This is a genomic window from Arthrobacter sp. GQ119 (assembly GCF_059759125.1).
Genome location: NZ_JCAXEA010000040.1, coordinates 1 through 20084 on the forward strand (window position 1 = coordinate 1; position 20084 = coordinate 20084).

19 protein-coding genes and 1 pseudogene are annotated in these 20084 nt (G+C 64.9%); 13 read left to right on the plus strand and 7 right to left on the minus strand.

Features of this window, described 5'->3' with window-relative positions; genetic code table 11:
• The 11 genes and pseudogenes from AC6CH3_RS22820 to AC6CH3_RS22870 all read left to right on the plus strand — a co-directional run.
• Positions 1–205 (plus strand): annotated as a pseudogene (locus tag AC6CH3_RS22820) (FAD-dependent oxidoreductase); the annotation flags it as partial.
• Between the two features lie 16 nt (positions 206–221).
• Positions 222–1763, plus strand: a complete 1542-nt coding sequence (locus AC6CH3_RS22825) for an aldehyde dehydrogenase family protein (RefSeq protein WP_498134603.1) — start codon at positions 222–224, stop codon at positions 1761–1763.
• Positions 1760–2854: a tartrate dehydrogenase gene (locus tag AC6CH3_RS22830; RefSeq protein ID WP_498134604.1), complete on the plus strand. Its 1095-nt coding sequence runs from the start codon at positions 1760–1762 to the stop codon at positions 2852–2854. The genes AC6CH3_RS22825 and AC6CH3_RS22830 overlap by 4 nt, the downstream gene beginning before the upstream one ends.
• Complete coding sequence (locus AC6CH3_RS22835; RefSeq protein ID WP_498134605.1) at positions 2851–3840, plus strand: D-2-hydroxyacid dehydrogenase; 990 nt, start codon at positions 2851–2853, stop codon at positions 3838–3840. The genes AC6CH3_RS22830 and AC6CH3_RS22835 overlap by 4 nt, the downstream gene beginning before the upstream one ends.
• Positions 3841–3926: 86 nt before the next feature.
• Positions 3927–5393: an aspartate ammonia-lyase gene (gene aspA / locus AC6CH3_RS22840; RefSeq protein WP_498134606.1), complete on the plus strand. Its 1467-nt coding sequence runs from the start codon at positions 3927–3929 to the stop codon at positions 5391–5393.
• Positions 5394–5545: 152 nt separating this feature from the next.
• Positions 5546–6160 (plus strand): hypothetical protein, encoded by a 615-nt coding sequence (locus tag AC6CH3_RS22845; RefSeq protein WP_498134607.1) that lies wholly within the window; start codon positions 5546–5548, stop codon positions 6158–6160.
• 114 nt (positions 6161–6274) lie between these two features.
• Positions 6275–7036: a YcnI family copper-binding membrane protein gene (locus tag AC6CH3_RS22850; protein WP_498134608.1), complete on the plus strand. Its 762-nt coding sequence runs from the start codon at positions 6275–6277 to the stop codon at positions 7034–7036.
• Positions 7037–7204: 168 nt separating this feature from the next.
• Positions 7205–8659: a PepSY-associated TM helix domain-containing protein gene (locus tag AC6CH3_RS22855; protein WP_498134609.1), complete on the plus strand. Its 1455-nt coding sequence runs from the start codon at positions 7205–7207 to the stop codon at positions 8657–8659.
• A gap of 173 nt (positions 8660–8832) precedes the next feature.
• Positions 8833–9099 (plus strand): hypothetical protein, encoded by a 267-nt coding sequence (locus tag AC6CH3_RS22860; RefSeq protein ID WP_498134610.1) that lies wholly within the window; start codon positions 8833–8835, stop codon positions 9097–9099.
• A gap of 25 nt (positions 9100–9124) precedes the next feature.
• Positions 9125–9340 (plus strand): hypothetical protein, encoded by a 216-nt coding sequence (locus AC6CH3_RS22865; protein ID WP_498134611.1) that lies wholly within the window; start codon positions 9125–9127, stop codon positions 9338–9340.
• A 74-nt stretch (positions 9341–9414) separates the two neighbouring features.
• Positions 9415–9681, plus strand: coding sequence for a hypothetical protein (locus AC6CH3_RS22870; protein WP_498134612.1), 267 nt, complete (start codon positions 9415–9417; stop codon positions 9679–9681).
• An 80-nt stretch (positions 9682–9761) separates the two neighbouring features.
• On the opposite strand, the gene AC6CH3_RS22875 is transcribed toward AC6CH3_RS22870, so the two are convergent.
• From AC6CH3_RS22875 to AC6CH3_RS22885, 3 genes are all read right to left on the minus strand, one after another.
• Positions 9762–10466, minus strand: a complete 705-nt coding sequence (locus tag AC6CH3_RS22875; protein WP_498134613.1) for a type 1 glutamine amidotransferase domain-containing protein — start codon at positions 10464–10466, stop codon at positions 9762–9764.
• Between the two features lie 65 nt (positions 10467–10531).
• Positions 10532–11833 (minus strand): class I SAM-dependent methyltransferase, encoded by a 1302-nt coding sequence (locus tag AC6CH3_RS22880; RefSeq protein ID WP_498134614.1) that lies wholly within the window; start codon positions 11831–11833, stop codon positions 10532–10534.
• A 270-nt stretch (positions 11834–12103) separates the two neighbouring features.
• Positions 12104–12598 (minus strand): hypothetical protein, encoded by a 495-nt coding sequence (locus AC6CH3_RS22885; RefSeq protein WP_498134615.1) that lies wholly within the window; start codon positions 12596–12598, stop codon positions 12104–12106.
• Positions 12599–13008: 410 nt separating this feature from the next.
• Between AC6CH3_RS22885 and AC6CH3_RS22890 the strand changes: the two genes are divergently transcribed.
• Together AC6CH3_RS22890 and AC6CH3_RS22895 are read left to right on the plus strand one after the other, a co-directional pair.
• Positions 13009–14628, plus strand: coding sequence for an alkaline phosphatase D family protein (locus AC6CH3_RS22890; protein WP_498134616.1), 1620 nt, complete (start codon positions 13009–13011; stop codon positions 14626–14628).
• Between the two features lie 205 nt (positions 14629–14833).
• Complete coding sequence (locus AC6CH3_RS22895; RefSeq protein ID WP_498134617.1) at positions 14834–15412, plus strand: 3'-5' exonuclease family protein; 579 nt, start codon at positions 14834–14836, stop codon at positions 15410–15412.
• 86 nt (positions 15413–15498) lie between these two features.
• Here the strand turns inward: AC6CH3_RS22895 and AC6CH3_RS22900 are convergent, their stop codons facing one another.
• From AC6CH3_RS22900 to AC6CH3_RS22915, 4 genes are all read right to left on the minus strand, one after another.
• Positions 15499–15681 carry a PspC domain-containing protein gene (locus tag AC6CH3_RS22900; RefSeq protein WP_498134618.1) on the minus strand — a complete coding sequence of 61 codons (183 nt, stop codon included), beginning with the start codon at positions 15679–15681 and terminating at the stop codon, positions 15499–15501.
• A 39-nt stretch (positions 15682–15720) separates the two neighbouring features.
• Positions 15721–18069, minus strand: coding sequence for a multicopper oxidase domain-containing protein (locus AC6CH3_RS22905; protein WP_498134619.1), 2349 nt, complete (start codon positions 18067–18069; stop codon positions 15721–15723).
• A 180-nt stretch (positions 18070–18249) separates the two neighbouring features.
• Positions 18250–19191 (minus strand): serine/threonine-protein kinase, encoded by a 942-nt coding sequence (locus AC6CH3_RS22910; protein WP_498134620.1) that lies wholly within the window; start codon positions 19189–19191, stop codon positions 18250–18252.
• A 233-nt stretch (positions 19192–19424) separates the two neighbouring features.
• Positions 19425–19682 (minus strand): hypothetical protein, encoded by a 258-nt coding sequence (locus AC6CH3_RS22915; RefSeq protein ID WP_498134621.1) that lies wholly within the window; start codon positions 19680–19682, stop codon positions 19425–19427.
• Between the last annotated feature and the right edge of the window lie 402 nt (positions 19683–20084).

Below are 20084 nucleotides of genomic sequence, written 5' to 3' on the forward strand. Positions count from 1 at the left end.
ACTCTTCTACTCCCTGTGCTACAGCGGACACGGCGTCCAGATGGCAGCCCACATGGGCAAGCGCATGGCCCACTACATGGCCGGCGACAAGACCGCCAACGTATGGGAAGACCTGAAAAACCCGCCCGTCCCCGGCCACTTCGGCCCGCCCTGGTTCCTGCCTTTCATCGGCGCAGCCGCCAAGATCATCGACCGAGTCAAATAGGCAGGAAAAGACTCCCATGACTTCATCCACAATGGTTATTGAAGCCGGCCCGGATACAGGCTACGGCCGTGCCGAGGTTGCAGGCCTTCCCGGGGGTGCCTTCCTCGAAGGCCAATGGCAGACCACGGACATGGTTCTGGAAATTCGGGATCCTGAAGACGGCATCCTGCTCGGCCGGGTCTGCTCCTCTTCGCCCCAGGACGTCCGGCGTGCAATCACGCACATCCACCGGCATCTCCAGGCTGAAGAGTGGCCGCTGCGCTCCCGCAGGCAGGCGCTGGAGAAAGCCGGACAGCTTCTCAGTGAACAGTCCGGGCGGTTCGCCAAGATCATCGCGTCCGAAAGCAGCAAGACCATCACCGAAGCGGAGCGCGAGGTGCGCCGCTGCATCGAAACACTGCGGCTCTCGGCTGCCGCATCCGCAGAGCTCACGGGGGAGACCCTGGGTTTCGAGGACAGCATGGCCGGAGCCAACAAGATCGGGTGGTACAGCCGGAAGCCGGTGGGCATCGTCGCGGCCATCACTCCGTTCAATGACCCCCTGAACCTGGTGGCGCACAAACTGGGCCCTGCCCTCATCGGCGGCAACGGCGTCGTGCTCAAGCCTTCCGGACGCACCCCGCTCACGGGGCTGGCCTTTGTCCAGCTGCTGCTGGAAGCAGGCGTCCCGTCGGGACGCATTGCCGCGATTGTCTCCGGACCGGGTGTTTCCGAAGCACTCGTGACCGATGAGCAGATCGACCTGATCTCCTTCACCGGTGGCCCCGCCACGGCCGACCGTATTGCCGCAGCCGCCGGGGCGAAGAAGATCCTCTCTGAGCTCGGCGGCAACAATGCAACGATTGTCTGCGCGGACGCGGATGCGATCCAGGCAGCCGATGCCATCGTGGCCGGAGCCTTTGGTGTGGCCGGGCAGAACTGCCTCTCGGTGCAGCGCGTCTACGTGCACATTTCGCTGTTCGACGAGGTCCTCGAGCACGTCACCCGCGGCACGAAGGCCCTGAAGACCGGGCCGAAGCTTGACCGCGGCACTGACGTTGGCCCGCTCATTTCAGAGAAGGAAGCCCAGCGCGTCGAGGAATGGGTACAGGAAGCCACAGCGGCCGGTGCCACCCTGCACGCCGGCGGCCAGCGGCGCGGGGCGTACTACGAGCCCACCGTGCTGACCGACGTGCCCTCGGAATGCCGGGTCATCCACGAGGAAGTATTCGGTCCTGTCGTCAGCATCCTGCCCTTCATCAGCATCGCGGACGCTGTCCACGCCGCCAACAGCTCCGACTACGGGCTGCAGGCAGGCGTCTTCACCCAGTCCATCGACCAGGCGCTGGCCATCGCGGACAAGCTGCACGTCGGTGCCGTGGTGATCAACGAGACCAGCGACGTCCGCATCGATTCCATGCCCTTTGGCGGATTCAAGAAATCCGGTGTGGGGCGGGAAGGCGTCAAGTATGCCGTCCACGAGATGACAGAGCCTAAAAGCACCATCGTCAACCTTGGAGGCTCCGGTGCCCGCTGGCAACAGCTGTCGGGCGGCCTGCCGGAGCGGAAAATCTCATGAGCACGCACAGAATCGCTGTTATCCCCGGCGACGGCATCGGGAACGAAGTGGTCCCCGCGGCCATCGATTGCCTCGAGCGCATCGCGGAACTCCACTCCCTGGACCTGAAGTTCACGTATTTCGACTGGGGATCCGAATACTACTCCCGGCACGGGCGGATGATGGCTGTTGACGGGCTGGAGCAGCTCGCCAAGCACGACGCCATTTTCCTGGGCGCGGTGGGTTCCCCGGAGGTTCCCGACGCGGAGTCCCTGTGGGGGCTGCTGATCCCCATCCGCCGGGAGTTCCGGCAGTACATCAACCTCCGTCCCGTCAAAACGCTCGACGGCGTCGCGTCACCTCTTGCGGCCAAGCACCCGATCGATCTGCTCATCGTACGGGAAAACAACGAAGGGGAATACTCGGAAGTCGGCGGCCGCATGTACCGCGGGCTGCCGCAGGAGAGCGCGGTCCAGGAAACCATCTTTACGCGCATGGGAGTCGCGCGGGCTGCGCACTATGCTGCTGCCCTCGCCGCCACCCGGCGGGGAAAGCTGACCTCCGCCACCAAGAGCAACGGCATTGTGCACACCATGCCGTTCTGGGACGAGATCGTCGCGGAAACGGTCCTGGAGTATCCGGAGGTCACGCTCACCAGCGAGCTGGTTGACGCCTTGGCGGCACACATGGTCCTGAAACCCTGGACCTTCGATGTCATTGTGGCCTCCAATCTGTTCGGCGACATCCTGTCGGACCTTGGCAGCTCTGTCACCGGTTCCATCGGCCTGGCACCCAGCGCCAACCTCAATCCGGAGGGCGACTACCCGTCCCTCTTCGAGCCGGTCCACGGCTCGGCACCGGACATTGCCGGCAAGGGCCTGGCAAACCCGGTGGGCCAGATCTGGTCCGGGGCCATGATGCTGGAGCACCTCGGCCACGCCGAAGCCGCCGCACACCTGCAGTCCGCATTCGAGTCGGCCCTGCGCGCCGGACTCGGAACCCGCGACGTGGGCGGAACGTCGTCGACGTCGGAATTCACGGCAGCGGTCCTCAGCGCCATCGGCGCTCTGGCTCCGGAACAGGCCTCCATCGCCGGGACTTCGGCCTCATGACCGGAGTGCAGGGCAGCCGACCAGTTGTCGCGGCCCTATACCGCGAGGCGCTCCCGCCCCGCCTGGCCGAAATCGAGGAGCTCGCAGAGGTCCGGCTGACCAAGGCCGACGGTCTTGCCGAGGCGATGGACGGCGCGGATGTGCTGTACCAATGGCACTCATTCTCACCGGCGTTGCGGGAAAACTGGGATGCAGCCTCGTCGTTGAAATGGATCCACGTCTCAGCAGCGGGCGTCAGCCAGTTGCTGTTCGATGAACTCATCCACAGCAGCATCGTCTACACCAATTCCCGCGGCGTCCTCAGCCGGGCCATCGCAGAGTTCGCCCTCGGTTTTGTCCTGGACATGGCCAAGGACGCGCAGGGTTCGTTTAGGCTGCAGCAGGAACAACGCTGGCAGCACCGCGTCACCCGCAAGATTCAGGGCCAGACTGCGCTGGTGGTCGGCACCGGATCCATCGGCCGCGAAATCGCCCGGCTCTTCCGCGCGGTGGGCATGGAGATCGACGGTGCCGGCCGGGCATCCCGTCCCGGCGATGCTGATTTTGGGCAGATCCACTCCTCCCGCGACCTGACCCGGATCGTCCACGACTACGACTACCTGGTACTCGCCGCGCCCTTGACGAACGAAACCAGGGGACTGGTAAATGCTCAAATCCTGGCCTCCATGAAGCCGTCCGCCCGCCTGATCAACGTGGGCCGCGGGGAACTGGTGGATACCGATGCCCTGGTTGAAGCGCTGGCCTCAGCCTCCATTGCCGGCGCTGCCCTGGACGTGGTGCACCCCGAACCCCTTCCCGAAGGACACGCCCTCTGGGGCATGGACAACGTCATCATCACACCCCACATGTGCGGCGACACTGAAGACTACCTCGACGATCTTGGAAAACTGTTCGTCGACAATTTGAGGCGGTTCTGCAAAGGCGAACCGCTGGAGAACGTCGTGGACAAGAGACTTGGGTTCGTCTCCGTTCCGGGACCCTCCTAACCAACTAAGCCATCGGTTGCTCCGCAGGTGCCCTTTCGAATGCTCAAAACGGCACTTACGGAGCAACCGGCACAAGGATTGAGACAATGACAGAGAAATCGTCCCTTTTGGAAACCGCAGCAAGCCGGACGGAGACCGACTTCATGGGCGCCCGACAGATCCCGGCGGCCGCTTACTGGGGCATCCAGACACTGCGTGCAGTGGAAAACTTCCCGATTACGGGCACGGCGATCTCTGCGTACCCGCAGCTGGTACGGGCTCTTGCCCAGGTCAAGCATGCTGCCGTGCTGGCCAACTTCGATCTCGGCCTGATCGAGGGGGCCAAAAAGGATGCCATCGCGCAGGCCTGCCAGGACATCCAGGACGGCTTGCTCCATGACCAGTTCGTGGTGGATGTCATCCAGGGCGGAGCCGGAACCTCAACCAACATGAACGCCAACGAGGTTGTCGCCAACCGGGCGCTGGAGCATCTGGGGCTGAACAAGGGCGAGTACGCCATGATCCACCCCAACGGGGATGTGAACATGGGCCAGTCAACCAACGATGTCTACCCCACGGCGATCAAGGTCGCAACGATCCAAGGTGCCCATGAGCTGCTGTCCGCCATGGCCTACCTCCGCGAAGCTCTTGCGCGCAAGGCCGCGGAGTTCGAGGACGTGGTGAAGGTGGGCAGGACCCAGCTGCAGGATGCGGTGCCCATGACGCTGGGCCAGGAGTTCAGCACCTACGCGGTGATGATTGACGAGGATGAACGGCGGACCCGTGAAGCCCTGGTCCATCTGCACGAGATCAACCTCGGCGCAACCGCCATCGGCACCGGCATTAACACCCATGCACGGTACGCTGCCGAAGCCCGTACGCACCTGCAGCGCATCACCGGGCTGCCGGTGGTGACGGCCGGCAACCTCGTGGAAGCAACCCAGGACTGCGGAGCCTTCGTGCTGTTCTCCGGAACCCTGAAGCGCGTGGCCGTGAAGCTGTCAAAGATTTGCAACGACCTGCGGCTGCTGTCCTCGGGGCCGCGGGCAGGTTTCGCGGAAATCAACCTTCCCCCGCGCCAGGCGGGATCGAGCATCATGCCCGGGAAAGTGAACCCGGTCATTCCGGAAGTGGTCAACCAGGTGGCGTTCGAGGTCATCGGCAATGACCTGACCATCACCATGGCCGCCGAGGCCGGGCAGCTGCAGCTGAACGCGTTTGAGCCGATCATCGCCCGCTCGCTGTTCGCCAGCCTGACCCACCTCACCGCAGCCTGCACAACCCTTGCCGACCACTGCATTGACGGGATCACTGCCAACAAGGAGTTCCTGCGGTCCCAGGTCGAAGCGAGCATCGGCGTCGTAACGATCCTCAACCCCCTCATCGGGTATGACGCGGCCACCTCCATCGCCCGGCAGGCACTCGCAACGGGCCGCAGCGTTACCTCGCTCGTCCTCGAACGCGGACTGCTCACGGCCGAAGAGCTCGAGGAGATCCTCCGTCCCGAGCATCTGGCAAACCCGCAGGCCGGCATCGCTGACCAGATGCCCCTTGAGACAACGCCAATGCAGTAAAGGGGCAGGAATGCGCTCCAGTGACGTGCGGTACCGATTCGTCATTGACGCGTGCACGTTCTGAGTCATGCCGGGACAGGAAAGGTGTTCGACACCGCGTAGAATTTATTCTGCCCACTGCACCCAGCCTTGACCCGGAGAAAGGACCGCCGATGATGCCCCGTGCTTCGTTTCGGCTGTTCCGCACCGGACTCATCGGATCAGTAGTCCTTGGACTGGCCGCCGGCGGGCATCTGGCCGGAGGCGGCCAGCTGCCGCCAGCGGCAGTTCTGGCGGCCCTCTGTGCCGTCACCGTGGTTCCAGTGGCTGCCCTGACGCGCTTTCGCCTGTCATTTCCGGCCCTGACCGGGCTGATTGGCGCGACGCAGATCTGGCTCCACTGGGCCTTCAGTGCACTGTCGGCCGGAGCCTCCGCAGCCGCTCCGCAGGCGCACCTGTCCGGCCACGCCGGCCACGGACCCGCAGCGTTGGGTCACGAGACACTGACTGTGGCCGCCGCGGCCCACTCAGCCGTACCTGACGGGCCCATGTTGGCCGCCCACGCGGTGGCAACACTTGCCACCGCGCTGGTCCTGGCCCGCGGCGAACAGGCCCTCGGAGTCCTGGCTGACTGGCTGCGCCCACTCCTGCGGCAACCCGAACCAGCCAGCATCATCCCTGCCCGCGCTCCCGACGCGTGCGGGATCGCCGCGGTTCTTCCCGCGGCACGGCCTGCCGTGCGGCTGCCTTCCCGGCGAGGTCCTCCCGCGTTCGCCTCCGCCGCCTAGAGCCGGTCCCTTTCACCCGAGGACAGGAATCGACGGCGGCGTTTTCACCCGGTTCCCGAACAGGCCCCTACGGCCTGCGCGTCCCGATCCGAATTACCGTGAAAGGCATCCGCCATGAAGACTTCCATTCGCCGTACCCTCGAGACGGCCATATCCGCCACTTTTGCGGTTGGGTTCCTGGCCGCCGGCGCGGCCGCGGCCTCTGCGCACGTCACCGTCGACCCGTCCTCCACATCCGAGGGCGGTTTCACCAAGCTCACCTTCAGCGTTCCCAACGAGTCCGACACCGCCAAGACCAACCGGCTCGAAGTGAAGCTGCCCACCGATACCCCGCTGACCACCGTCTCGGTCAGGCCCATGGATGGCTGGAAAGCCCAGGTCATCACCACTGCCCTGCCCAAACCGGTGCAAGTGGAAGGGGCAACCGTGACAAAGGCCCCCACCAGAGTGATCTGGACGGCTGACGCTGCACACCAGATCGGCCAGAACGAATTCCAGATCTTCACAATTTCCGTCGGGCGTCTCCCGGCCGCCGGCACCACGGTGATCCTGCCCGCGGCACAGGGTTACACCGACGGGACCACCGTGAATTGGGCCGACATAGAGTCAGCTGCCCACGACCACACCGCAGCAACTTCTGACGCAGCCTCCACCGCGCCGGCGCCGTCCCACCCTGCACCGTCTTTCGTCACCACCGCTACCCAAGCCGACGCCGCCACCGATGCCACAGAGGCCTCGTCGGCAGCAACGGCTGCGTCGTCCGCATCCGACGGCGGTGACCGCTCCGTCGGCTGGATCGGGCTCGCCGCCGGACTGATCGGCCTGGCCGCCGGGGTAACAGCCCTCGCACGCAGCCGTCCGATCCGGGGCACCTAACCACCGCAGCCCTTCCCCACCTGAACACTTTGCACCAGGTTTGACCGGTGCGGGTTCCTCCATACTCCCCATGACGCTTTGCGCTGCCCGCATGCCGCCTACCGGCCCGCGCTGCCTGCCAAGACGCGGCAGACCCGGCTGCGCCGTCGTGAGTCGAAAGACGAGACCATGACTGCACTAACCGACCCCCCAACTTCCACCCAGACAGCACCCCCGGACACCCGGCCCTCAAGCGCCGAACCAGACGGCCGCGGATGGTTCCGGGCGTTCCTGCTCCGCGTGCACTTCTATGCGGGGATCCTCGCCGGACCCTTCCTGCTCATCGCCGCACTTACCGGCGGCCTCTACGCCATCACCCCGCAACTGGAACAGGCCGTCTACGCCAAGGAACTGCACGTCCCCGCCCCTGCCCGGCCGCTGCCTCTGTCGGCACAGGTGCAGGCGGCCGTGAATGCTGCCGGCGGAGCCACCCCCGTTACCGTCCGGCCGGCGCCCGGACCCGAGGACACCACCCGCGTGCTGTTCGCGGACCCCTCCCTGGGTGAATCCGAATACCGGACACTCTTCGTTGACCCCGGCACCGGAAGCATCCGCGGGGACCTGACCACGTACGGCGGCAGCGGAGCCCTGCCGATGCGGACGTGGATCTCCAACCTGCACCGGTCCCTGCACCTCGGCGAAGCCGGCCGGGTCTACAGTGAACTGGCCGCCTCCTGGCTCGGGGTGGTCGCCCTCGGCGGCCTCGTCCTGTGGATCGATAGGATCCGCACCCGGAGGAGACCCAAGAAAGCACGCCCGGCGTCCGGGAGGGCGCGGACTCTGTGGCTCCACGGCACCACCGGCGCCATCCTGCTCGCGGGGTTTCTGTTCCTCTCCGCATCCGGGCTGACGTGGTCTACGCATGCTGGAGCCAATATCACCACATTGCGCAGCGACCTTGGGTGGCTTACACCTACCGTTTCCACCAGCCTCAACGGACAACCTGCAGGGCCGGCCGGTGACCACTCCGGCCACGGTTCAGCGCCGGCGCCAACCGGTACGGCCGCGGAGCCGACGCTGTACGACACCGTCGAGCGGATCGCGAGGGCCGACATCATCACAGCGCCGATGATCGACATCAAACCGCCCGCCACGGCCGGCACAGCGTGGACCGTGACCGAAGCAGGCCGTGAGTGGCCCGCAACGACCAGCGCCGTGGCGATCGACCCGGCAGCCGAAGAGATCACCAGCCGGGCTGATTTCGAGGACTTCGGCCTTGCCGCCAAGCTCACCCGCTGGGCCATCGCGGCGCACATGGGCTTGCTCTTCGGCCTGCCGAACCAGCTCATCCTGCTTGCCGTTGCTGCGGGCCTGGCAGCCATGGTGATCTGGGGCTACGTGATGTGGTGGAAGCGCCGCCCCACCCGCGGCAGCGCCTGGGCCGTCGGCAGGCCGGCGCCGCGGGGAGCGTTCCTCCGCGGGCACTGGGCAGGCGTCCTCGCAGCGATCACCGTCATGGTCCTCGGGGGGCTCTTTCTGCCGCTACTTGGCTGGAGCCTGCTCGGCTTCATCCTGCTGGACACCACAATGGCGGCAGCCAAACGACGCCGCCGGGCCAGTGCGGCTGCGCTAACCGAGCGCTAACAATTCTCGCCAGCCTATTGTGAATTGTTGACAATCCTGTAGTCTAGTGAGTGCGGCAGTTTTCCAAGGTTGGCGCAATCGCCATCCTTCAGGCCCAGCCAGTGCGCCGATCAGGGTGCACAGCGGCCCGGGCTTGATCCCTTTCACATACTCCACATGAGGTCAATTCCGATATGTCAGTTGAATCTTCGATTCCCGCCCGACAAACAGAATCAGCCCCGGCCCCCGGGGATCCACGCGGCTACGCCGTGGGTGACCGGGTGGTGTATGAGTCAGATGGAATCGCAGGATCCGGTGCCATCGATGCCTTCATGCCTGATGGGTCTGTGGTCTGGGTATGGCCCGACGATTTCATGGGCCGCAAGATGCTCTTCGCCGCCGACGCCCAGTCGGTACGCCACGAAGACGAGTCGCACGAGCGACGAAACCGTTCCAGTTGAAACCGATCCACCTAAGGAGAACCCCATGTCTGAACTTGCCTCTGCACAAATTGAAGTACTGGTAGGGAACCGGGAGCAGCTTCATCAGCTGCTTTCCGATGCGGAGGCGGCCCTTCTCCCGGCCGCCTCAATGGAGGGTTCCGCCGGCATCCTGGTCACCCGGCACAGCCCTAGCCGATACACTGTCGCCCTTAGCGACGCAGTTCCCTTCGGCGAGACCCACGAGCACGCACCAAGCTGATCGTCACGCCTGTCCGCATCCGCACCGATGAAAGTGCGGGAGACTGGGAAGCCATACCCACGAAGGCGGACACATTGATCAATCTCCTGCAGGATGCCGAAGGCTTTGTCCGGATGAACCGGCACTTTCCCGACAGCGTCCTGATCTCCATCACCTTTACCGACGGCACGGCGGAGCAGGTGTCCGGCCGGCGGCTGAACCAGGCCTACGACGACGCCCTGGCCGAGTACCGCGCGCAGAACCATCTGGACGCGAAGGGCTTTTCGCGTTCCCCGAAGAAGAGAACCGGCTCCGGAAACAAGATCGACTTCGTCCCGGTCCGTCCCGGCATGGGCGGCTGAGCCGCCCCCGCTGATCGAACCGCTTACCCGCCGATCGGACTGTCGGGATCCAGAGGTCCCGGCCGTTGGCTTCGACGGGCTCAACCAGCGTTGAGTGCCTTGATGACCTCCCTGGCCACGTCCACGCTGGACTGCGCGTTCTGGCCACTGATCAGGTTGCCGTCACGCACCACGAAGCTGGCCCAGTCCGGGCCGGTCTCCACGGCGGCGCCCTTCTCGCGCAGCAGCGTCTCCACCAGCCACGGCGTGTTCTCCCCGGTGCCGCCGCCCAGTTCCTCTGAATTGGTGAACACCGTCAGCCGCCGTCCGGCGAAGGCGAACGCGCCGTCGTCGGCCGTGGCGCTGAGCAGGCCCGCGGGGCCGTGGCAGAACGGGGCAATGATCTTGCCCGCTCCGTTCATCTCCACCAGGACCCGGCCCAAGTCCGTGTCCCGGAACAGGTCGGCCATCGGCCCGTGCCCGCCCGGCAGGACCACGGCGTCGTATGCGGCGGTGTCGACGTCGGCCAGCACCAGCGGCGCGAACAGGTCGACGTCGATCATGTCAAGGTAGGTGCGGAAGTCCTCCGCCCTTTCCTCGCTGCCGACGGCATCCGCCTGCAGGCTGGCCTTGTCCACGGTCGGCTTGAGCCCGCCGGGCGTGGCGAAGTCCACCGTGTGTCCCGCCCCGAGCAGGGCGCGGTGTGCCTCCACCAGCTCCTCGGCCCAGAACCCGGTGGGATGCTCGCTGCCGTCCTTCATGGTGAGCGAGTTGGCGGCAGATACGACCATCAGGATGTTGGCCATGGGATTCTCCTTATGTTCTGCGGTTCCTGGATTTCGGCAAGCTCAACCGGCGGATTTCGAAGGTGTCACACATCGGGGTTTTGGGCCGCCCACTGCCTGAGGCGCAGCGGCGGCTCGGTGCCTCCGGGCTTCTGCAGCAGCACCTGGTTCACTCCGGTCAGGCCATTCTCGAAGCCCAGCGCGCTCGAGGCCATGTACAGCCGCCATACGCGCGCCCGGCCCGGCGATGTCAGCCGCACCGCCTCATCCCAGTGCTCTTCGAGGTTCCGCACCCAGGCCCGGAGGGTCAGGGCATAGTGCCGCCGCAGCGCCTCGACGTCGAGCACCTCGAACCCGCCGTCTTCCAGTGCCGCCACCACCTCGGAAAGGCTGAGCATCTGGCCATCGGGGAAAACATAGCGGGGGATGAAAGAGTCCGGGTCATCCTCCGTCGGGCCGGCGTTCCAGGAAATGGCGTGGTTGAGCAGCCGGCCGCCGGGCCGGAGCAGGCTGTGCAGCTGTGAGACGTAGCGGGGGAGCTGGGCGCGGCCCACGTGCTCCGACATGCCGATGGAGCTGATCGCGTCGAAAGGCCCGTCGTCGATGTCGCGGTAGTCCTGGACCCGGATGTCCACGCGCTCGGTCAGCCCTGCTTCGGCCACCCGTTTCCGGACGAGCTCCGCCTGCTCAGTCGAGATGGTGATGCCAACAACGTTCACCCCATAGTGCTCGGCCGCATGCAGGGCGAAGCTGCCCCAGCCGCAGCCCACGTCCAGCACGCGCATGCCCGGCTGCAGTCCCAGCTTCCGGCAAACGAGGTCGAGCTTGGCTTCCTGGGCTTCCTCGAGTGTTGCGTCCTCGCTGTCGTAGACCGCGCAGGAGTACACCATCGTGGGGCCGAGCACCAGGCGGTAGAAGTCGTTGCCGACGTCATAATGGTGGGAGATCGCCGCGGCGTCGCGCTTCTTCGAGTGCCGCCGCCCGTGCTTTTCCACCTTCGCCTCTTCGGGCGGCGGCGCCGGATTCGGTCCCACCGCGCCGAGCAGGACAGCGGTGGAGAGCAGCGTCCCGAGCTCCCGTGCCGTCGGCCTGCTGAAGGGTCCCGGTTCTGCCAGCTTCCCTGCGGAGCTGAGCGCGGAGAAGGCTGCAAAGATGTCGCCGGGTGCCTCGATTTCGCCGGCCACGTACGCCCGGCTCAGACCCAGCTGCCCGGGTGACCACAGCATCCGGCGCAACGCCCGCCGCGACCGGAACTCGATGACCGGCGCATCCGCCGGACCCGCTTCCGATCCGTCCCACGCCCGCAGCCGGATGGGAATCTCCTCCGTGCCCAGGACAATGGCCAGCGCCTCGGCCAACCGTGGTGCCACACCCGATGTCTTTGCCATGTTGTCGCCTCTCGTCCGGTGCTCGCGTCAGGCCCGGCGGTCCTGCTCCATTGCAGTGCCGTCGCTTGGAAACTAAAACTACACAAGGGCAGGCTCGCCGGACAGTGAGACAAATCTGTCCGCTCGGGATCGGCCCGGTTCGGGTGTGGCGTGGCGCAGGTAGCGTTCATGGACAAGGTCCGGACGCGCTGACTTCTTCAGCAATCAAGAACGCACGACGGCGGGTGGCCGGCCAATATGCCAGCCACCCGCTGTGTTGCCTTCAGAGACTCAGGATAGTTCGGCGCAGATATCCCTCGATGGTCCAGAGGTGCTGACGAGCGTGAAGATTCCATCTTTGTCGATGGTAAACACGACCCGTCCGATGTATTGGGTTGTGGACGGCCCGCGTGGTACGTCGGTGGGGAACAGAATGAGGCCGTTGTGACCTGTCAGAGTGACGGTCTGAGTTCCATCCTTGTTGAATCTAGTTTGCGTTACGGATCCGTCCGTGCGGATAGTTACTGATGCTCCGGTATCCACGTTCGTGTAGGTCAAGAGGACGCCCTTTCCGGCGGTGATGATTCGCACCAACTTTCCGTTCTTGTCCCTGAACTCTTTGGTGTGCAGCTTTCCTCCCGTGCTGGACAGTCGCAGCGGGAATTCACACCCCAAGCCCGCCGGTAAGTCAATAGAATTTGCTGCACTGGCCGGAGCCACTGGAGCGAGACATACGGTAGCCAGAAATACTACAAGCACCAAGGCACGACTGATCTTGCTTTTCATGGCAAAACTCCATCCGATATGTGGTGGATAAAAACCGCACACGAAGGGTGTCGGAGACCTGCGGATAAAAACAATGGCGATGAGGATATTCAGAAATGAATAGCCAGGAAGCAGTTCCTGCGTAAAGGTTCACTGCAAATAAGTTGCCACGGATTAAGCGCACTGCGCAATCCACTCATTGTCACTTACTCAAGTAAGCGTCAACTCTCGGCATTTTCCTCTTTGAATAATGCCTAGGTGCAGGATATTAGTCTCTTCCCGGCGACTTTGGGAAGGGAATTTTATATTCAATGGCAGTCTATGAAATAGCTTTGGTGCAGCCTGCGCTCACAACGGCGGGTAACCCGGCATCATTCAGGCGTTCATGCCCCCGTCCACAACGGTTCACACACGCCGTCAAGCATGGCGTCATGACTCCTTTCACCCGCCGCCATATCCTCAAAGGTGCCCTCGCCGCAGCCGGTGCTGCCGCCGTCGCCCCCGCCATAGCCGCGCCCGCCCACGCAGTCCAGCCGTCCGGCGTCGCGCTGGTCCGAAACCGCCTGACCCTGCCGTCCGGCATCGCCACCGGCGATGTCACCGCCGATTCCGGCGTCCTGTGGTCCCGCGCGTCTGGCCCGGGACGGCTGGTCGCAAGCCTGCTGGCGGTCGACGACGACGGGTCCCCGCTCCGCGGCGGCCGCGCCTTCCAGCGGGTGCTGCGCGGGACGGCCGCCAGCGAGGCCACCGACTTCACCTCCAAGATCAACGCCACCCATCTCCCGGCCGGCACGCGCTTCGCACTCGCCATGCACTTCGAGGACGCAGAGGGCAACGCCGGCGAAACCGCCCGCGGCTCCTTCACCACCGCACCCGGAACCGGCGCCCTCCGCAGCGGCGGCACGCCCCGCCGCCAAAGCTTCGTCTGGAGCGGCGACACCGCCGGCCAGGGCTGGGGCATCAACGAAGAGATCGGCGGCATGCGCGGCTATGCGGCCATGCACGCCACCAAGCCGGACTTCTTCATCCATGCCGGCGACACCATCTACGCCGACGGCCCCATTGCCGCCGAGGTCACCGAGCCGGACGGGCAGGTCTGGCGCAACCTTGTGACCGAGGAAGTGTCCAAGGTGGCCGAAACCCTCAACGAGTTCCGCGGCCGTCACCGCTACAACCTCATGGACCGCAACGTCCGGGCCATGTATGCCGACGTTCCGGTGATTGCCCAGTGGGACGACCACGAAACCACCAACAATTGGTACCCGGGGGAGATCCTCACCGACGCCCGCTACACCGAACGCCGCGTTGACGTCCTGGCCGCCCGCGGCCGCCAGGCCTGGCAGGAATACCAGCCCATCGCCCAGCTGAGCGACGGCGGCACCGGCTTCGAACCGGCCCGCATCTACCGCAAAATCTCCCGCGGCCCTCAGTTGGACGTTTTCTGCCTGGACATGCGCACCTTCAAGGATCCGAACACCGCCGGCAAGGAAACGAGCCTCACCCACATCCTCGGCGAGGAGCAGGCCCTCTGGTTGATCAAGGAAGTCAGCAGGTCCACGGCCACGTGGAAGGTGATCTCCGCCGACCTCCCGCTCGGCATCATCGTGCCGGACGGCCCGGTCAACCAGGAGTCCCTCGCGAACCGCGACGCCGGCGCCCCCTTGGGGAAGGAACTCGAGATCGCCGGTGTGCTGTCTGCGTTCAAGCGCAACCGGGTTAAAAACGTGGTCTGGCTCACGGCCGACGTCCACTACTGTGCCGCCCACCATTACTCGCCGGAGCGTGCCGCATTCCAGGACTTTGATCCCTTCTGGGAATTCGTGGCCGGCCCCATCAACGCCGGAACGTTCGGCCCCAGCCAGATGGACGGCACCTTCGGCCCGGAGGTGGCGTTCTTCAAGGCCGGCGCCTACGCAAACCAGTCCCCGCGCACCGGCGAAAGCCAGTTCTTCGGCCACGTGGATCTCGACGAGGACGACGTCTTCACCGTCAGCCTCCGCAACGCCGCCGGCGCCGTGCTCTGGAGCAGGGCGCTGCATCCGCAGCGCTGACCCGCTGAGCCTGGTGCCGGCAGGCTGAACCAGCGGAAGCCCGACGGCGGGTGGCCGGCAACCATTGCCGGCCACCCGTTCGATTCACAATCGCGCTCAGAAGGAAATCCCGCATATGGTCTGCGAAGATATGCGGTAGTGGGACGGCCAAGCAGCGCCGCCTACTGCCCACTGCCGCGCCCCGGGGGAGCCAATAGTGCCAGGAATGAGCTTTACCGCCGTTGACTTTGCTACGGCGAACAGCGATCGCGCGTCGGTGTGTGGCGTCGGTCTCGTGAAGGTCCGCAACGGACGCGTTGAGGACAAGGCCTTCTGGCTGATCAAGCCCCCGCCCGGCGTCGAGCATTTCGACCCCCTCAACACCGGCTTCCACTGCATCTCGGCAGAGGACGTCTGTTCCGCCGCCGACTGGGAAATGTCCGTTGAGGGAATCCTGCACTTCGCGTGTGAGGACCCCATGATCGGCTACACCGGCAGCCACAACGCCGACGTGATGCTGAAGGCCAGCGAGCGGCTGGGCCTGGACCTGCCGGCCAAGGACTTCTACTGTGCCCGCAGCCTCGCGCGGCGGGAGTTGGATTTGCCGAAGCACAGCATGAATGAGGTCCTGGCAGCGTTGAAATTGCCGCCCATTGCGTACCCTGATCCAGGTACGAACGCCATGGCCTGCGCCAAGCTGGTGCTGGCCATTGGCCGCATGCGGCGGCTTGGCAGCGTTCCGGAACTGTGGAACGCGCCGGCGGCGACGATCGGCCACAAGCCGCAGGGCCGGCGTCGTAAGTAGCCCTCAGACAAACGCGAACGGACTCTTGAGGCCCTGTTTTCCTGCCGCTGAGCCGATGGCTGCGCCTGGCGCTCAGCGGCACTCGGCTATTTCTCCTTGGGGATGATAATCCACAGGGCGATGTAGGCCAGTTCCCCGACGCCAAACAGGCCGAAAAGCACGAAGCCAATGCGGACGAGTGCCTTGGGAATCCCGAATCGTGCCGCGAGGGCCGCGCAGACTCCGGCGATGATCTTCCCGTTCCTGGGCCGAACCATGATTGCATCCATTTCGTCACACTAGCAGTCGCCACCGGCCGCGTCAGCCCGTCAGGAGGCGGTCACCGTCACCGTCCGGGTCGCGAGAACGGCGCCGGTAATCCAGTGCTGGAAATCGAAGGCAATCGTGTACTTTCCGGGCGCCGGCGGACGGAGCAGGAAGTCGAACTTCTCTGCGGCGCCGGACTTGATGATGCTGGTCAGCAGTGGCTGGCCCGCCATCGACGGCTGGATGGCAGGGCCCGCCGGGTTGGGCGTGTTCCAGAACGGGCGGCCGTCGTGCGCGATCAGTTCGGCGATGCGCGCCGGCCTTCCGGCCGAGTCCATGAACCGTGTGACCGTGGGGAAGTAGTCCACGTTAACCATGCGCACCAGCGTGGGCTTCCGGTTGCCGGTAACCATGTTCGCCTTCATGGCAGAGATGGCCCACACCCTGTCGCCCCTGGGCCTGCTGGCGATGGCGCCTCCCAAGAGAAAGAAGTGCTTGGGCTCGAAGCGATTGAGGCCCGCGTCCTCACCGGACAGCCCGGCGGCATGGTTCATTTCATGCCACCGGGGATCGATCGAATACGGCGCAATCAGTGTCTCGGTGGCGATGTCATACAGGGGCCCCTCCTGCGAGTGGCGCCGCGTTCCTGCCGGGATCGGCGCCGCGGGGTCGGCCTGGGGATCGATAATGATGGCCCCGAACATGCCCATCTGGACGTGCAGGGGAGTGTTGACGTGGCAGTGGTAGAAGTACGTTCCCGCGGATCCCCGGTTGGGGTTGCCGCGTACTGGTACGTCCGGCCTCCACTGGTACGTGTATTCTCCCGTCACCTCGAACGAGGTGTGGCCCACGCCGTCGTTCCGGGGATCCGGTTCGATGCCGTGCCAATGGATCGTGTGGACCTTTTTGCTCGGCTTGACGGTCGCGTGGAAGAGCTGCCCTTCCGTGAGCCGCACGAGGGGCCCGGGCAGCCCCCGCCCGGAGTTGTCCGTCTCGAAGCTCCACACCTCGTGCTCGGAACGGTCGGGAAAGGTGAGTTCCCTGTTGAAGAAATCGAGCTTGACGGAGACGTCCGGCCGCAAGCGGAACTCGGTCTCGGGGCTGCCCTCGTGGGGCTGGTCCGAGGCGAAGTCCACCTGGCTCCGGAACGTGTGGTGAGCCTCGTCCTCCACGGTTCCTGGCAGACCGGGCTCCGGCGTAGGACCTGCCGCCAGTGACCAGTCCGACATCAAACCGCCAGGGTAGAGGCCGCCCGCTGCAGTCTGCGACGGCTCGGCATGGCAGTGCATGGGATACTTCCAGTCTTCAGTCCTGGCATTCCAGACTTCGTCCACCGTGTCGGGCGGACGTCGGACCGGCAGCATCGCCTCCTTGCGCTCAAGCGGCTTCAGCTGGATGGTGTCCTCCCATTGCTGGAGGACGACGTCACCCTGTGGACTGATCCTGCCGTTGGTCCGCGGGAAGTCGATCCCGTTGGCCCGCACGGTCCACACATGGTTGCCGTGATAGTGCAGCTGGTGGTCGGTGATGCCGGCGTTGACCATCCTCATCAGCTGGCCCGTGCGGACCGCCCCTGCACCCGGAGAGGCGCTGAAGTTCCGCACATCGGTTTCCCGGGGGTGGCCTGAGGGCAGTGTGTCTTCCTCGCGGTGCTCGTTGAACACCTTATCGGTGGTGAGGGCCAGCGCCTGGAAGCCTGAGTATCCGTTGAGCGTGAAGTATCGCGGGACGGCGGGGGTGGTGAGCGGGTTGACCGTCTTTCCCTGGGATGCGATGCGTGCCCAATTCGATTCCACGTCATGGCACAGCCACAGCCACTGGCGCTCGAACTCAACCCCTCCCGGGTTGAGCCGCCAGGCGTTCCGCGGGTCAATGACCACCAGCGCGCCGTACAGGCCCAGTGTTCTCTCCACGGGCTGGTTGCCAGGATCGGAGAACAGGTAGGTGCCGGGCAGCGGGGCACGGAACTCCAGGAGCTTTGACTTGCCCGGAGCGACTGGGCCGCTCGTGGCGTCCGCTCCTGCCGGGCCGGCGGCGTGGAACCGGAGTTCGTGAGGCTGGGACAGGGTGTTGTGCAGCAGGATGCTGACGGTGCTCCCTGTTTCAGCGATCAGCGTCCGCTCAGGAAAGTAACTGGCCCAGTACCCCCGCCGGGCCAGGAACTGCCGCGGGAACAGCGGGTCCGGCCGCAGCGGTGCCGGCCTGCCGTACGGCGGCACCGGAGCCTTGAGCGGATAGCTGCGGCTCGCGACCACCTGGCCGGCCGCCGTGAACACCCTCGGGCCCATCTTCAGTGCCGGCTTGGGGTCTTCCCTGCGGGTGGGCCGGTCGCCGAATCCCCGGTGGTAGACAAGTGACCCGTCCACCATCGGAACGAATCCCTCATTCACGTAGACGTTCAGCGGGCTCATGACTGCCCCCGGCGCGCATCCCGGACGGTAAGAGTGCCGGCACTGAAATTCATGTCCCCCCCAAACGCGTTTGCGGACTTTGCCCATTTTTTTCGGGGGACGTTGGGGAAAGCTGGTCTTGCGGGGCCACTAATTGGGGGTTCGGAGGCTCTTTGTGTTCCTGGCCAGGCGCCGGGCGGGTCAGGAGGAGTGGCGGAGCTCTTCTGTTATGCCGGCGTCCCCGCTGTCGGGAATGGCGTCTATCTTGTGTTTGCCGCGGCTGGTGACGGCCAGGTCTTCAAGGGCCTGGGCGACCTCACGGGTGGAGGGCCGGCGCTCCGGCTCCCGGGCCGTCATGGCCGCCAGAAGCTGGCGCCACTCCAGATCGAGATCGCCGGGAATCTCGGGATCATCGATCAGCCGTGCCAAGGCACTTTGCAGGGGATCGCCCCGGAACACCGCTTCACCGGTGAGGCACTCAAGCAGCACCAGGCCCAGGGAGTAGACGTCGCTGGGAGGTCCCGCCGGTTCGGACCGCGCCTGCTCCGGGCTGAGGTAGGCCGCGGTCCCCAGGACACCGCCGGTGTCGTAGTGCTGCGCGTCGGATATCAGGGCGATGCCGAAGTCCGTCAGTTTGGCCCGCATCCGGGCGGCATCGTAGGTGTAGTCGTAGACCAGGATGTTGCCGGGTTTGACATCCCGGTGCACCACACCGTTTTCGTGGATGTAGGCCAGCGCGTCGGCGAGGTCGTAGCCAATCTGCGCTGTGTGCCGGGCCGGGAGCGGGCCTTCCCGCAGACGGTGCTTGAGGTCCGGACCGTCCACAAGCTCCATGACGAGATAAATACGCGGCCGTCCCGGTTCCGCCCTGTCCACGCCGGCGTCAAGGAGGGTGACCAGGCTGTGGTGGTTCAGGCGGGCGAGGACGCTCACCTCGGCGTCGTCGTCCTGCAGCGCGCCAACGGTGTCCTGCAGTTCCTGGGCCGGCTTGGACTTGATGACTATCTTGACGGCGACGTCCCGGCCGAGGGAGTCGTCAGTGGCGCGGTAGACGTTCGCCATGGCTCCGGAGCCTATTTGTTCCACGAGGCGGTACCTGCCGCCCAGGGATGTGCCTGCTGAAATGCCGGACAGATCGTCCATTGATTACCTTGCGTTTTCCCGCGCGGACCAGGTGCTGCGCCGCGCGTATTTTTGTATGAACCTGACAGCAGGAGCGGGTTAAAACCTCTGCCAACTCGGCCGGCGTTGAGCGAACCCAAGCGTGCGGCGTTGGTGGCCAGGACGGCGCTGGCCGCAGCGTTGCGTCTCAAGCACATCAGTAACTAAGCACAGCAGGAAGAGCCGATGTCCGGCTCTTCCTGCTGAGCTGCGAGCTAAATGAGGTTGGGTGCGCTGGCTAGGATGTAGTCAGCCGCGGCCGGTCCAGTCATGGACAGTTCGTTGTTGTCAGGATCGATGCCGAGCGCCTGGAGCCCCGCCCGCAGCGCCTCAGGGGTTTCGGGCTGGGTCTTGTGGATCAAACTCCAGCTGGTGTACAGGCCGTAGAGCTCGTCCGGGTTCAGCCCGGTATCGGTTTCCCGGTCCGTGGTGAGGGCCTCGGCTACGAAACGGTCAAAGTGTGTTGCAGTCATTTTTGGCTCTTTCATGGCGTGCACGTTGATCCGCCGTTCTGCTTCAGCGATAACGGACCACTGCCCCTAAGGACGGAGATCTTCCTTGAAATTTATTTGAGACAGACCGTTCTGTCTAGTTCGTCTTCGCACATGGACTCCGGCAAGGAAAAAGGGCAACGGAGGATGCCGGTCCCGGGGCCGCGAGGCCCGTCCGGACGCCAATTTGCGCTGGGCTTGCTGGGTGTGTAAAGTAATTCGAGTCGCCGCCGCTGAAGCGGAAAAATAGCGGCCAACCCCTTACAAAACAGCCCTGAAACGGGACGCTGACTGGCGTGCCGAGAATGGGCGGGGACCCTCCCGTTGGATCGCAGATCGCAGAAACGCTGATTTGCAAAGATCCGCCGGACCGGGTAAGTTTGG